We start from the raw sequence: 12,869 nt of genomic DNA on the forward strand, positions 1-12,869 counted from the left end.
TTGTTCAGGGCGATGCCGCTAGGAGATACCTTCCCCTGAAGTGCGCTCCGCTCTACTTCAGGGTCGGTGTTCCTAAGGAGGGCTCAGTCTGAAAATACCAAAACACCGGTCTTGCTTCGCAACCCCGGGTTTTATTCCCGTCGGTCTGCTTAGGAAAGCGAGCTTTCCACGCAAACCTTCGGAAATAAAACACCCCGGCAACTGCCGGGGTGTTTTGGTGCTTATTTGTAGCCCCGCTAGGAATCGAACCTAGATCTTGGGTACCGGAAACCCACATACTATCCATTGTACTACGGAGCCGCAAGGGGTGCAAAGATAAAAAGGTTTCTGTGTTTTGGAATAAAAAAGTGTTTTGAGTTTGGAAGGGTACAGACTGAAAATACCCAAACGCCGGTTTTGCTTTGTAACCCCGGGTTTTATTTCTCGTCCTCGCTTAGGGAGGGGTAGGCCAAGAGATAGCTTCCCCTGAAGTGCGCTTCGCACTACTTCAGGGTTGCTGTTCTTGAATGGGGCTCAGTCTGAAAATACCCAAACGACGGTTTTGCTTCGCAACCCCGGGTTTTATTCCCGTCGGTCTGCTTAGGAAAGCTCGCTTTCCACGCAAACCTCCGGAAATAAAACGCCCCGGCAAGTGCCGGGGCGTTTGGGTGCTTATTTGTAGCCCCGCCAAGAATCGAACTTGGATCTAAAGTTTAGGAAACTTCTATTCTATCCATTGAACTACGGGGCCAATCTTTTGGAAGCGGTTCAAAAGGGTTTGCGAATTTATGAATACTTTTTAAAAATGGTTGTCTCTGAATGATTATCCCGATGGGTTAAAGGACTTTTGATCAAATCTGTCGATGAGTTTTTTCTGCATTTCGGGATACTTTTTCAAATTATCAACATATTGCCGGCTTTTCATCCGCTTGATATGTTGTTCTATTTTAAGCCCGATGGTCTTATTTCTAACTTCAAGGATCAGATAGTATTCCCAGGGAATTTTATTTCGGGACTTACCTTGATTGAGGCCTTTATCATTGTGCCACTTAAGTCTTTTCTGGGTATCGCTAGTGCTGCCGATGTAATACGAATCGTCTTTAAGGGACCGTATCATGTAGACGTAGTAAGGCACGTTATTCAGGAAATGAAAGGAAACTTCCCCCGATAGCTATCGGGGCTATCCATTGAACTACGGGGCCAAGCTTTTGGAAGCGGTACAAAAGGGTTTGCGAATTTATGAATACTTTTTAAAAGTGGTTGTCTCTTAATGACTATCCTAATGGGTTAAAGGACTTTTGATCAAATCTGTCGATGAGCTTTTTCTGCATTTCGGGATACTTTTTCAAATTATCAACATATTGCCGGCTTTTCATCCGCTTGATATGTTGTTCTATTTTAAGCCCGATGGTCTTGTTTCTAACTTCAAGGATCAGGTGGTATTCCCAGGGAATTTTGTTTCGGGACTTTCCTTGATTGCGGTCTTTATCATTGTGCCACTTAAGTCTTTTCAGGGTATCGTAAGTGCTGCCGATGTAATAGGAAGCGTCTTTAAAGGATCGTATCACGTAGACGTAGTAAGGCACTTTTCTGAGGAAATGACAGGAAACTTCCCCCGATAGCTATCGGGGCTATCCATTGAACTACGGGGCCGCAGCGGGGTGCGAATTTAAAAATACTTTTCCAAAACTTCCCTAAATTCGTAGGGAAAGCAAGACGTGTGAAGGCAAAGAAAAAGATCAACCTATTTGTGGACGGGGCTATAACCCCGGGGTTTATCGCGGAATCCATCGCGAAACACCAAAGCAAAACAGGCATAGGCGCCCACGATATCTTCCTGGGGCAGGTACGGGCAGACCAGATTGATGGTAAAACGGTAACGTCCATAAGTTACACGGCCTACGAGGAAATGGCCCTGGAGAAGATGTATGAAATCCGGGAAGATACCTTTTCAAAATTCGACCTGAGCTGCATGCATGTGTACCATAGCCTGGGGGAGGTACCCACGGGGGAAATCTGCCTTTTTGTATTTGTATCCTCTGCCCACCGCGGGCCGGTATTTGAGGCTTTGCACTATGTGGTGGAACGAATTAAGAAGGAGTTGCCCGTATTCGGAAAGGAACACTTCGGAGACCAGGGCTACACCTGGAAAGTCAATACCTGATCCTATGGTCGATATTACAGCAAAGAAAGCAACCCTGCGCACGGCCGTGGCAGAGGCCCTGGTGGTACTGAGCGACTCCAAAACCGTTACCGCGATTGAAGCCGGCCAGGTACCCAAGGGGGATGTTTTTGAAATGAGCCGCGCCGCGGGCCTCTTGGGGATCAAGAAGACTCCGGACCTGCTGCCTGACTGCCACCCTCTGCCTATTGAGGGAGCCAGGATCACCTACCAGATGGAAGGCCTGGAAATCCGCATCCGGGTTTGGGTCACTACGATTTATAAAACAGGGGTGGAGGTAGAGGCTATGCACGGGGCCAGCGTTGTGGCCCTGAACCTCTACGACATGCTGAAGCCCCTCGACAAGGGGATCGAAATCCGAAATATCCGGTTGGTGGAGAAAACAGGAGGTAAATCCGATATCCGCCGGTCCTGAGACCAGTTACCTCAGGGACCAGATCTCGTACATGGGCTCCCCTCGGCTGTTACTGCCCTTGTGGTGCCAGTCATTCCCCATGCGTTCGAACTGGAAGCTGAGTTCTGCCCCTACCCGGCTGTCATCCCTCGAAAAGAATTCGATAACCTCGGTGTAGGCCCCGTCCATGGCAGCGTATCGCCCGCCTCCGGTGCCCATAAAGGCCATGGTCTCGGTATTGTAGGCAATCCATTGGAAATGGCCATCCATCAGGAACTTCAGGGTTTTGCGCGGGTTGGAATCCCCCCTGCGTTCCTGTCCCTCGTCCGGACCCCGGGTGGCAAAAAGCCATTCCCCGTCCAGTTCCTGAGACAAATGGGGCTGCCGGGTGTAGGGCCGGTCTTCATTGCCGTTAAAGATCAGGTTTCCCGACACAAATCCATAGGAGACATGGTGCTGGCGCTCCCCGGTTTTTTCGAAATCCGAATTAAACTCAAGGGTTACCCGCATGCTGTCTTCCTCTATGGTGTAAAACCCTCCCATGGTCTGAATAAAATGGGCCGGGTCTGAATCATAACTGGTGTAGATGGCGTAGTCCTCCGAGATTTTCAGGACGTGGTGGCGCACCCCTGTATCGAGGGTTTCCTTCGCGGTATAGACCCCGGGCTCCAGTTGTGCGCTGGAAATAGGCGCTGTCAGAAGGGCCAGTATGAGGGCAGCAGGTTTGGTATTTAATAATTTCATAATTTACATAAGAGTTGGACCACCCGAATTTACGATATATTTCCGTTCGGGAACAGGAGAAAACACCGCTGGGAAGCGGGCTAAAAAAAAATGTGCAATCGCGCTTGTTTTTTTGAAAAAAAGGTTTCATTTGCACCCGCGTAAACGGTATGTACCGCAGGCGCGTAGCTGAACATTTTGAAGTGTGTTTCTATGTTCGGGCTGGCAGGATTTAGGAAGTCATACCTGTCAGCGGCCTATGGGATAGGCAACCGGAGTTTAAAGCTAACTTCCGCATTTCTGTTTTTCCGGGAATTCCTTTTCCCATCCTTGCCAGGCGGCGATTTGTATCCTCCTGGTGTCCTTCTCAGTCCGGGGAGCGTTTCCCCTGTTTTTGCCACCGGATCGGACGGATCCACTGAATTACAACATCCATGAATATTACTTACCGCGATCTAATCGATCAGACGTACTACTTTCCTACCGAAGAGTTCGACCTTGACCAGTCCGGGCTCCGGTTTAACGGAGTTTCCCTCAATGACCTGGTGGAGCGCTACGGCAGCCCCATGAAGTTTACCTATCTGCCCAAGATTTCCCAGAACATCAACAAGGCCAAGGGCTGGTTTGCCGATGCCATGGCCAAATACGACTATCCCGGGAAATACTATTACTGTTATTGTACCAAGAGCTCCCATTTCCGCTATGTACTGGACGAGGCCCTGAAGAACGATATCCATATGGAGACCTCTTCGGCTTTCGACATCAATATTGTGGAGCACCTGAAAAAGGAAGGCCGTATCGATAATGATACCTATGTTATTTGCAACGGGTTCAAACGGGAGGCGTATATCGACAATATTGCCCGTTTGATTAATGGCGGCCACCACAACTGTGTTCCCATCATCGACAATTATGAGGAGTTGTCCCTTTTGGAGGGGGCCATAGACAAACCCTTCCAGGTGGGGATCCGCATCGCTTCCGAAGAGGAACCGAAATTCGAATTTTATACCTCCCGCCTGGGCATCGGGTACAAGGATATCGTCCCTTTTTACGAGAACCAGATCCGGGATTCGGAGCAGGTAGAACTCAAGATGCTCCACTTTTTCATCAATACGGGGATACGGGACAACGCCTATTACTGGAACGAGCTGGTGAAGTGTCTTAAGGTGTATGTGCGCCTGCGCAAGATTTGCCCCACCCTGGACAGCCTGAACATCGGTGGGGGCTTCCCTACCAAGAACTCCCTGGCCTTTGAGTACGATTACGCGTACATGGTAGACGAGATTGTAAACCAGATACGCCTGGCATGCGAGGAAGAGAACATCCCGCCGCCCCACATCTTTACCGAATTCGGGAGCTTTACCGTAGGCGAAAGCGGGGGCGCCATTTACCAGGTGCTGTACCAAAAGCAACAAAACGACCGGGAAAAATGGAACATGATAGACAGCTCGTTTATCACTACCCTCCCGGATGCATGGGCCATCAACAAGCGGTTCATCATGCTGCCCATCAACCGCTGGAATGACCCCTATGAGCGCGTCCTGTTGGGGGGGCTTACCTGTGACAGCGACGATTACTACAACAGCCAGCAGGATATGAATGCCATATACCTGCCCAAATACCACGTGAGCAAGCCGCTTTACATCGGCTTTTTCCATACCGGGGCCTACCAGGAAACCATCGGGGGCTTTGGGGGGTTGCAGCACTGCCTGATCCCGCACCCGAAACACGTGCTGATAGACCGGGACGAAGAAGGACAGATCACCTACCGGCTCTTCAGCCGGCAGCAGCGCCCGGAAGACCACCTCAGGATACTGGGGTACGACGGGGAATATGCCGAAACGGAAGAACCCCTGGTGATGCCCGAAAATGAATTGGCCAACCCTAATGCATTGAATTCATGAATCCGAACAACAATTATGCGGGCATCCCGGATAGGTATGCCCAACTGGAGAAGGCCGGGGTAGTTCTGATCCCCGTACCTTACGATGGTACCAGTACCTGGGGCAAAGGTGCAGACCGAGGACCCGAGGCTTTCCTGGATGCCTCTGCCAATATGGAGCTCTACGATATAGAAACCGATTCCGAAGTCTACCGCCAGGGGATTTACCTGGCGCCTCCCATCACGGAAGACAGCAGCCCGGAGGCCCTGGTGGACGCCGTGCACAGCACGGTTAAGGGGTATATCAAGCGCAATAAATTCGTAACCCTTTTCGGGGGGGAGCATTCCCTTTCCATCGGTTCCATCCGCGCCTTCAACGAATGCTTCGAAGACCTGACGGTCCTTCAGATAGACGCCCATGCCGACTTGCGGAAGGAGTATGAGGGCAGCGCCTGTAACCACGCCTGTGCCGTACATGAGGCCGCCCAGACCACCAACCTGGTACAGGTGGGGATCCGCAGTATGGATGCCATCGAAAAGACCTATATGGACCAGGAAAAGGTCTTTTTCGCCCATGAGATGGCCACGGACGATTACTGGATGGACAAGGTAATAGACCTGTTGGGAGACAACGTGTTTATCACCTTCGATCTGGATGCCCTGGACCCATCCATCATGCCTTCTACCGGTACCCCTGAACCCGGGGGGCTGTTCTGGTATGAAACCCTCGAGTTCCTCAGGCGGGTCTTCGAGGAGAAGAATGTGGTGGGCTTCGACCTGGTGGAACTTTGCCCCAACCCGGCCAACCGGGCCCCGGATTTTTTGGCCGCCAAGTTGTACTACAAAATGCTTACCTATAAATTTTCCGGTGAAGAGGCCGAGGAAGACGAACCCGCAGATTCCGGATCGGTTCCGGGGCTTGCGACAAACTTCGATGACGATGACTACTAAGGGACCCATTTCCGGGTTTATTACCCATTATTACAAACACTTTAACGCCGCTGCCCTGGTTGATGCCGCCAAAGGGTACGAGGCCCAGCTGGAACAAGGTTCCAAGATGCTGGTGTCCCTGGCCGGGGCCATGAGTACAGCGGAACTCGGCAAAATCTTCGCCGAGATGATCCGCCAGGACAAGGTGCATATCATTTCCTGTACCGGGGCCAACCTGGAGGAAGACCTCATGAACCTGGTGGCCCACAGCCACTACCGACGCGTGCCCAATTACAGGGACCTGACGCCCCAGCAGGAATGGGATTTGCTGGAACAGGGGCTCAACCGGGTTACCGATACGTGTATCCCGGAGGAAGAAGCCTTCCGGCGATTGCAGCGCCACATCTTCGACTTGTGGAAGGAGGCCGACGACAAAGGCGAGCGGTACCTGCCGCACGAATTCATGTATAAATTGCTGTTGTCCGGGGTACTGGAACCCTATTACGAAATAGACCTGAAGGATTCCTGGATGTATGCCGCGGCAGAAAAAAATCTCCCCATTGTTTGCCCGGGGTGGGAAGACAGTACCATGGGGAATATTTTTGCCTCCTACGTCCTGAAGGGCGAGCTGAAGGCTTCTACCATGAAGTCCGGGATCGAGTATATGACCTTCCTGGCAGACTGGTATACGGCCAATAGCGGAAAAGGCATCGGCTTTTTCCAGATTGGCGGGGGTATCGCAGGGGATTTCCCGATCTGCGTGGTTCCCATGCTCTACCAGGACATGGAGCGGACAGACACCCCGTTCTGGAGCTATTTCTGTCAGATCAGCGACAGTACCACCAGCTACGGCTCCTATTCCGGGGCCGTGCCCAACGAAAAAATCACCTGGGGCAAACTCGGGATCGACACCCCGAAATTCATCATAGAAAGTGATGCAACCATTGTGGCTCCTTTGATTTTTGCCTATCTTTTAAACATGTAATATGGATAATCTAAGGCGCGTCATAGTAGATTTTAAGAAACTTACCCCCGAGGTACTGAAGCTCCTGGTGGAGAAGTACCCGGATGGGTATGACGACGACGACATCATCACCTTCCGCAATGCGGTGGGCGAGCGCGTGGAGGCCGTCGAGGTGACCACCCCGGATACCAAATACCTGGTTAAAATCAGCGCGAAACTCGAAAAAACCATGGCCAATTACGACGAAGAGGACTACGCGGACTACGATTCCGACGACCCCGACGCCATCCCGGATATTGCCATGGATTCCGAAGAGGAATAGCCTTTAAACTGCCTGCCATGGAACAAGCCGCATTCCACCTTTCCCTGCCCTGCTACAGCGTTTCCAAAACGAGGGCCTTCTATACCCAGGTGCTGGGCGCCTCACAGGGCCGCTCCGCTACAACATGGGTGGATATCGACCTGTTTGGCAACCAGATCACCTTTATCAATTCCGGGGCGTTCGAGTTCCACTACCGGTCCTACAAGTTTGAGGACGCCATCCTCCCTGCATTCCATTTCGGGGTCCTGGTGAGCGAAGCGCAGTGGAATGCCCTGAGGGAACGGTTACAGGGGCATAAGGTCCATTTTTCAGTAGACAGTCAGTTCCTGAGCCAGAAGGCAGGTTCCCACAAATCCTTTTTTGTCGAAGATCCAAATGGGTACTTCGTGGAATTCAAGCAATTTACAGAGCCCGGGGCTATTTTTGCTGCAGACTAACCGGGCCATGAACCATGGGCAACCGCCCTTGCGGTGACGCCCGCCCAACCAGATAGTTCCAAAATTAAAACGCGAATGAACAAAATCGCCGGGAGCGAGGAGTGGTGCGTATTTGAAGACCTTGGGATCCCAGCCGTTAAGGCCCGGGTCGATTCCGGGGCCAAGACCTCTTCCTTGCAAGCCAGTAATATCCGCTACTTCATGCGGCATGCCCAGGAATGGGTGCATTTTGAAATCAACCCCCTGCAGGAAAACCGGAGTATCTGTATCCCCTGCGAGGCGAGGGTGGTAGACCGCAGGGTGGTCCGGAGTTCCATCGGGATATCGGAAGAACGGCCGGTGATCCGCACCCATGTGACCCTGGGTCCGGACAAGTTCGAGATCGAACTCACCCTGGCCAGCAGGGATACCATGGAGTACCGGATGCTCCTGGGCCGGGAAGCCCTCTCCGGGCGCTACCTGGTAGACCCGTCCATCAGTTTCGGCCTGCAGGCCTTTTCCGATGCCGAGATCCGGCAGCGGTATGCGAGTTACATCAAGGACCGGGAAGGCCTGAAGATCGCGTTGCTGGCCAGCAACCCCAACCTGTATTCCAATAAACGCATCGTGGAGGCCGCCCAGGCCCGGGGCCACGAAATCGTCTTCCTCAATGTGGAACTGGCCTATATGAAACTCGATGCCAGTGCCCCGGAAATCCGGTACAGGGGTGGAAACATCCTGGGGGAATTCGATGCGGTAATACCGCGGATCAAGCCTGCGGTTACCTTCTATGGGTGCGCCCTGATCCGCCAGTTCGACTATCTCGGCGTCTATTGCCTGAACTCTGCGGAGGCCATAACCCAGAGCCGGGACAAGCTCTTTGCCTCCCAGCTTTTCTCCAAACACGACATCCACATCCCCATAACCGGCTTTGCGAAATCCCCCAACGATACCAAGGACCTGATCCGGATGGTCAACGGGGCGCCGCTAATTATCAAGCTGCTTGAGAGCACCCAGGGCAAAGGGGTAGTGCTTGCCGAAACCAACAAGGCTGCGGAAAGCGTTATTAACGCCTTTAAAAGCGTCCAGACCAATATCCTGGTGCAGGAATTCATCAAGGAGGCCAACGGCCAGGATATCCGCTGTTTTGTGGTGGATGGCAAGGTGGTCGCCGCCATGCAGCGCCAGGCCGAAAAGGGCGAATTCCGGGCCAATATCCACCAGGGGGGCAGGGCCTCAAAGATCAAGATCACCCCGGAGGAGCGTAAACTGGCAGTTAAGGCAGCGCGTATCCTGAATCTATCCGTCGCAGGGGTCGATATCATCCGAAGCAACCGGGGCCCCCTGTTGCTGGAAGTGAACTCTTCTCCTGGTTTGGAAGGGATCGAACAGGCTACCGGGAAGGATATTGCGGATATCATGATCCGGGCCATCGAGCGTAAGCTCAAATTCCAGCCCGGGGAGGTCAGCCTGTAAGGTTCAGGACCGTTTTCCCAGTTCTTTGAGCATGATGGCCGTGGTTTCCTCCAGGCCGAATTGCGGCTCCCAGCCCCAATCCTCCCGGGCGGGCGTATCGTCTATGCTGCCGGGCCAACTGTCTGCAATAGCCTGGCGGTAGTCCGGCTCGTAACGGATCCGGAAGTCAGGGATATGTTTTCGGATGGCAGCGCTGAGCTGGTCCGGGGTAAAACTCATGGCCTGCAGGTTATAGGAAGAGCGCACTTGTAGCTGTTCCGGGTTTGCCCGCATCAGGGTGATGGTCGCGCGGATGGCATCGTCCATGTACATCATGGGCAGTTCCGTGCCGGCTGAGAGGAAGCTGGTATAGGACTTGTGTTTGAGGGCATGGTGGAAGATTTCCACCGCGTAGTCTGTGGTCCCGCCCCCCGGTTCTGTTTTCCAGCTGATCAGGCCCGGGTAGCGCAGGCTGCGGACGTCCACCCCGAATTTCCGGTTGTAGTATTCACACCACCGCTCCCCGGCCTGTTTGCTGATCCCGTATACGGTGCTGGGTTCCATAATGGTAGACTGGGGTGTCCGGTCCTTGGGGGTGTTGGGCCCGAAGACTGCAATGCTTGAGGGCCAGAAGACCTTGTCGATCATCTTTTCCTTTGCGAGTTTCAGCACGTTGAACAAGGAGGTCATATTCAGGTGCCAGGCCCGGTCCGGGAATTTTTCGGCCGTGGCGCTCAGCATGGCAGCCATCAGGTAGACTTCCTCCACTTCGTGGTGCATGACGGCATCTTCCAGGGCGTTTGGGTCTGTGGCATCCAGGCTCTCAAACGGCCCGGAGGCCATCAATTCCTCCCCGCCCTCGCGGATATCGCTGGCAATAACCCTCTCGCTTCCGTGAAGGTTTCTCAGGGTTAATGTCAGTTCGGTTCCGATCTGGCCGCAAGCGCCAAGGATAAGGATAGTTTTTGCCATAAAGGAGGGATTCTCGGCTCCGGAGTCAAAGATAACTCTTTGTAAAATTTGTACATTCGCTCTATGCGTAATTCCATTGTTGCGACCGTTTTTTTTGCCCTCCTATCCGCCTGCGGGGGAGGTGGGGAAGCCCCTGCCGAAAACGCCCCTCAGGATGCGGTTCAGAGCCCGGTTACCCTCCCCGACCCTGTGCAGCTTAACCCCAATGCCCGGGCTATTGCGGAAACCTGGTCGGAATTCGGCAGCCTGGAAGCCCGCATGGACGTCCTCCTGGCCGCCGAAGGCCCCGAGCAACTCGGACTGGAACTCGAGGAGGTACTGGCCCGTATTGTGGAAATCGAAACGGCCGCCATCCCTGCCAAATTTGAACAACCTTCGGTCCGCAGCCGGTTGAAGGTGCTGAAAACCTATCTGCTCAAAACCCAGGCAGCCCTGCATTACCGGACCGATTATGGCCCGGTGCTCGCGGAAGCGGCAGCGGCCTACAATGCGTTGCGCGACCAATTGAACCACATTGTAAACAGTAATCTGGACCCTAAACTCTTCGAAGATGACTAAAGCAGCTGCGCTGGTGGCGCTGTTCCTTTCCCTGACGCTACACGCCCAAACCCCGGAGAAGACAGCCATTGACCAACTCCTGACCCAATGGCACCAGGCGGCCGCCGATGCCGATTTCCAGGGCTATTTCGGCTTAATGGCCCCCAATTCTGTTTTCATTGGAACCGATGCCTCCGAGAATTGGGACAAGGATGCCTTTATGTCCTTTTCCAAACCCTATTTCGACCAGGGACGCGCCTGGTCTTTCAGGGCGGTCCAACGCAATATCTACCTTTCGGAATCCGGCCAGGTGGCGTGGTTCGATGAATTGCTCGATACCTGGATGCAACTCTGCCGGGGCTCCGGGGTTGCTGTGAAAACCGAGGACGGGTGGCGCATCGCGCACTATGTGCTTTCCATGACCATGCCCAATGAGGAGGTAGACGGCGCCGTTGCCCTCAAACGTGAAAAAGACAGCCTCACCCTTCGGTCCCTCACCGGGCTCCAACCCAAAAACTAGACCCAGATGAAACGTATACAAGTCCTTTCGGTACTGGCCCTGATTGCTTTGTTGCTGACCCAGTGCCGCACCACGCCCGAAGCCCCGGCCACCCCTGTATCCTTCTATGAGACGGAGGTTTTCAAGGCTATCCAACTGGAACAGTATTTTGCAGACTCCAAAACCTTTGTGGACCTGTTGCGTGACCGGCCGGCCTCTGAGCTCGAAGCCCTGTACCTGCAGCAGAAGGGCCAGCCCGGGTTCGACCTGAAAGCCTTTGTAGATGCCCACTTCTCGGCCGAGCCTTCCCAGCAGCAGGCTTTTGAAACCGATACCTCACGCACCATGCACGAGCATATAGGCGGCATGTGGGAGGTGTTGCGCCGGGGTCCGGATATGCCCAACCCGCTGAGCTCCAGAATTGCCCTTCCAAAACCCTATGTGGTGCCCGGGGGCAGGTTCAAGGAGATTTATTACTGGGACAGTTATTTTACCATGATTGGCCTGGTTTCGGATGGGCGGGAAGACCTTGCTGTGGATATGCTGGATAACTTTGCCTACCTGATCGACACCCTTGGATTTATCCCCAATGGCACCCGGGACTATTACCTGACACGGTCCCAACCCCCGTTTTTCAGTATGATGGTAGATCTATTGTCTGAAAAGGACCCGGCAGTAGCCGAAAGGTTCCTGCCACAGATAGAGAAGGAGTATGCCTACTGGATGGAGGGCGCCGACGGGTTGCAGGCCGGGGAGGCCACCATGCGGGTGATATCCATGGGGGGCGATACATTGCTGAACCGCTACTGGGACAGCGGGACCACCCCGAGGCCGGAATCCTATGCCGAGGATTTCCACCTGGCCTCTGGCCTCGCTTCCGAAGCGGAGAAGCAGGAGCTCTATGCCAATCTGCGGGCGGCGGCCGCTTCAGGCTGGGACTTCAGCACGCGTTGGTATGAAACGGAAGGGGAATTTGCCTCCACCCAAACCACAGAACTGGCACCGGTAGACCTCAATGCCCTGATGCATTTTATGGAAATGCAACTGGCCGAGGGGTACTTGCGCAACGGCCAGCAGGAGAAAGCGGAAAAGCTGCAGGATCGCGCCCTGAAACGGGCCGCATTTATTCGCAACCGGATGTGGGACCCCCAAACCGAATTCTTCATGGATTATGATTTTACCGATGGGCAGTTAACCGGAGAGCTTACCCTGGCAGGGGTTTTCCCCTTGTATTTCGGGATGGCCAGCGAAGGGCAGGCTACTGCCGTCCGCGACCGGCTGATGGCCGACTTCCTGAAGCCCGGTGGGTTGCTCACTACCCTGAGGGACTCCGGGCAGCAATGGGATGCACCCAACGGGTGGGCACCACTGCAATGGATGGCTGTCAGGGGCCTGCAACGCTTCGACTTCGAACAGGAAGCCCAGCAGATTATGCAGCAATGGCTCCGACTAAACCGAAAAGTTTACGGGGATACCGGCAAGATGATGGAAAAATACAACGTTGCCGATACCACCCTGCTTTCCGGCGGTGGGGAGTACCCAACCCAGGATGGGTTCGGATGGAGCAACGGGGTAGCCCTCGGGTTCCGGGAACTGCTGGAAGGCCCGCAGTAG

General features: G+C 53.8%; 15 protein-coding genes and 2 tRNA genes. 11 read left to right on the forward strand and 6 right to left on the reverse strand.

All coding sequences use genetic code 11. The annotated features are described in order from the left end of the window. Window positions 1–228: 228 nt before the first annotated feature. The 4 genes from CA832_RS03895 to CA832_RS03910 all read right to left on the reverse strand — a co-directional run bounded on the left by CA832_RS03895 (window position 229) and on the right by CA832_RS03910 (window position 1,547). A tRNA-Arg gene (locus CA832_RS03895) sits at window positions 229–300 on the reverse strand. Window positions 301–658: 358 nt separating this feature from the next. Next, window positions 659–730, reverse strand: a tRNA-Arg gene (locus CA832_RS03900). A gap of 72 nt (window positions 731–802) precedes the next feature. Further along, window positions 803–1,096: a GIY-YIG nuclease family protein gene (locus CA832_RS15295; protein ID WP_088340235.1), complete on the reverse strand. Its 294-nt coding sequence runs from the start codon at window positions 1,094–1,096 to the stop codon at window positions 803–805. Window positions 1,097–1,253: 157 nt separating this feature from the next. Beyond that, a complete protein-coding gene (locus tag CA832_RS03910) occupies window positions 1,254–1,547 on the reverse strand; it encodes a GIY-YIG nuclease family protein (protein ID WP_158211876.1) in 294 nt (97 codons plus the stop codon). Between the two features lie 152 nt (window positions 1,548–1,699). Between CA832_RS03910 and CA832_RS03915 the strand changes: the two genes are divergently transcribed. After that, window positions 1,700–2,143, forward strand: a complete 444-nt coding sequence (locus CA832_RS03915) for a molybdenum cofactor biosynthesis protein MoaE (protein WP_088340237.1) — start codon at window positions 1,700–1,702, stop codon at window positions 2,141–2,143. Window positions 2,144–2,147: 4 nt separating this feature from the next. Beyond that, a complete protein-coding gene (gene moaC / locus CA832_RS03920; RefSeq protein ID WP_088340238.1) occupies window positions 2,148–2,576 on the forward strand; it encodes a cyclic pyranopterin monophosphate synthase MoaC in 429 nt (142 codons plus the stop codon). Between the two features lie 6 nt (window positions 2,577–2,582). Here moaC and CA832_RS03925 read toward each other — a convergent pair whose 3' ends face one another. Continuing rightward, a complete protein-coding gene (locus CA832_RS03925; RefSeq protein WP_233131729.1) occupies window positions 2,583–3,299 on the reverse strand; it encodes a hypothetical protein in 717 nt (238 codons plus the stop codon). Window positions 3,300–3,712: 413 nt separating this feature from the next. Here CA832_RS03925 and CA832_RS03930 point away from each other — a divergent pair, with 413 nt between their 5' ends. From CA832_RS03930 to rimK, 6 genes are all read left to right on the forward strand, one after another. Then, window positions 3,713–5,182, forward strand: coding sequence for a type III PLP-dependent enzyme domain-containing protein (locus CA832_RS03930; RefSeq protein WP_088340239.1), 1,470 nt, complete (start codon window positions 3,713–3,715; stop codon window positions 5,180–5,182). After that, on the forward strand, window positions 5,179–6,111 hold the full coding sequence (gene speB, locus CA832_RS03935) for an agmatinase (RefSeq protein ID WP_088340240.1): 933 nt from the start codon (window positions 5,179–5,181) through the stop codon (window positions 6,109–6,111). The genes CA832_RS03930 and speB overlap by 4 nt, the downstream gene beginning before the upstream one ends. After that, complete coding sequence (locus CA832_RS03940) at window positions 6,101–7,075, forward strand: deoxyhypusine synthase family protein (protein WP_088340241.1); 975 nt, start codon at window positions 6,101–6,103, stop codon at window positions 7,073–7,075. The genes speB and CA832_RS03940 overlap by 11 nt, the downstream gene beginning before the upstream one ends. Before the next feature lies 1 nt (window position 7,076). Next, entirely contained in the window at window positions 7,077–7,376 is a 300-nt protein-coding gene (locus CA832_RS03945; protein ID WP_088340242.1) for a hypothetical protein, read from the forward strand. Between the two features lie 17 nt (window positions 7,377–7,393). Beyond that, window positions 7,394–7,813 carry a VOC family protein gene (locus CA832_RS03950; protein WP_088340243.1) on the forward strand — a complete coding sequence of 140 codons (420 nt, stop codon included), beginning with the start codon at window positions 7,394–7,396 and terminating at the stop codon, window positions 7,811–7,813. 75 nt (window positions 7,814–7,888) lie between these two features. Then, window positions 7,889–9,268, forward strand: a complete 1,380-nt coding sequence (gene rimK / locus CA832_RS03955; RefSeq protein ID WP_088340244.1) for a 30S ribosomal protein S6--L-glutamate ligase — start codon at window positions 7,889–7,891, stop codon at window positions 9,266–9,268. Between the two features lie 3 nt (window positions 9,269–9,271). On the opposite strand, the gene CA832_RS03960 is transcribed toward rimK, so the two are convergent. Continuing rightward, window positions 9,272–10,219 carry an NAD-dependent epimerase/dehydratase family protein gene (locus CA832_RS03960; RefSeq protein ID WP_088340245.1) on the reverse strand — a complete coding sequence of 316 codons (948 nt, stop codon included), beginning with the start codon at window positions 10,217–10,219 and terminating at the stop codon, window positions 9,272–9,274. Between the two features lie 63 nt (window positions 10,220–10,282). Between CA832_RS03960 and CA832_RS03965 the strand changes: the two genes are divergently transcribed. Genes CA832_RS03965 through treF form a run of 3 tightly spaced genes read left to right on the forward strand, consistent with a single transcriptional unit; the run spans window position 10,283 to window position 12,869 of the window. Next, the gene (locus CA832_RS03965; protein WP_088340246.1) at window positions 10,283–10,777 is read left to right on the forward strand and encodes a hypothetical protein; all 495 of its coding nucleotides are present in this window, start codon (window positions 10,283–10,285) and stop codon (window positions 10,775–10,777) included. After that, window positions 10,770–11,276: a nuclear transport factor 2 family protein gene (locus CA832_RS03970; protein WP_088340247.1), complete on the forward strand. Its 507-nt coding sequence runs from the start codon at window positions 10,770–10,772 to the stop codon at window positions 11,274–11,276. Before CA832_RS03965 ends, CA832_RS03970 begins: the two co-directional genes overlap by 8 nt. Before the next feature lie 6 nt (window positions 11,277–11,282). Beyond that, entirely contained in the window at window positions 11,283–12,869 is a 1,587-nt protein-coding gene (gene treF, locus CA832_RS03975) for an alpha,alpha-trehalase TreF (protein WP_088340248.1), read from the forward strand.

This window comes from Robiginitalea sediminis, assembly GCF_002198115.1.
Lineage (GTDB): Bacteria > Bacteroidota > Bacteroidia > Flavobacteriales > Flavobacteriaceae > Robiginitalea > Robiginitalea sediminis.

What these genes read in the sequence shown, in the direction of transcription:
- CA832_RS03945 (WP_088340242.1), top strand. Translation starts at nt 7,077, where the DNA reads ATGGATAATCTAAGGCGCGTCATAGTAGATTTTAAGAAACTTACCCCC.
- moaC (WP_088340238.1), top strand. Translation starts at nt 2,148, where the DNA reads ATGGTCGATATTACAGCAAAGAAAGCAACCCTGCGCACGGCCGTGGCA.
- speB (WP_088340240.1), top strand. Translation starts at nt 5,179, where the DNA reads ATGAATCCGAACAACAATTATGCGGGCATCCCGGATAGGTATGCCCAA.
- CA832_RS03930 (WP_088340239.1), top strand. Translation starts at nt 3,713, where the DNA reads ATGAATATTACTTACCGCGATCTAATCGATCAGACGTACTACTTTCCT.
- CA832_RS03960 (WP_088340245.1), bottom strand. Translation starts at nt 10,219, where the DNA reads ATGGCAAAAACTATCCTTATCCTTGGCGCTTGCGGCCAGATCGGAACC.
- CA832_RS03950 (WP_088340243.1), top strand. Translation starts at nt 7,394, where the DNA reads ATGGAACAAGCCGCATTCCACCTTTCCCTGCCCTGCTACAGCGTTTCC.
- CA832_RS03925 (WP_233131729.1), bottom strand. Translation starts at nt 3,299, where the DNA reads ATGAAATTATTAAATACCAAACCTGCTGCCCTCATACTGGCCCTTCTG.
- CA832_RS03940 (WP_088340241.1), top strand. Translation starts at nt 6,101, where the DNA reads ATGACTACTAAGGGACCCATTTCCGGGTTTATTACCCATTATTACAAA.
- CA832_RS03970 (WP_088340247.1), top strand. Translation starts at nt 10,770, where the DNA reads ATGACTAAAGCAGCTGCGCTGGTGGCGCTGTTCCTTTCCCTGACGCTA.
- CA832_RS03965 (WP_088340246.1), top strand. Translation starts at nt 10,283, where the DNA reads ATGCGTAATTCCATTGTTGCGACCGTTTTTTTTGCCCTCCTATCCGCC.
- CA832_RS15295 (WP_088340235.1), bottom strand. Translation starts at nt 1,096, where the DNA reads ATGATACGGTCCCTTAAAGACGATTCGTATTACATCGGCAGCACTAGC.
- treF (WP_088340248.1), top strand. Translation starts at nt 11,283, where the DNA reads ATGAAACGTATACAAGTCCTTTCGGTACTGGCCCTGATTGCTTTGTTG.
- rimK (WP_088340244.1), top strand. Translation starts at nt 7,889, where the DNA reads ATGAACAAAATCGCCGGGAGCGAGGAGTGGTGCGTATTTGAAGACCTT.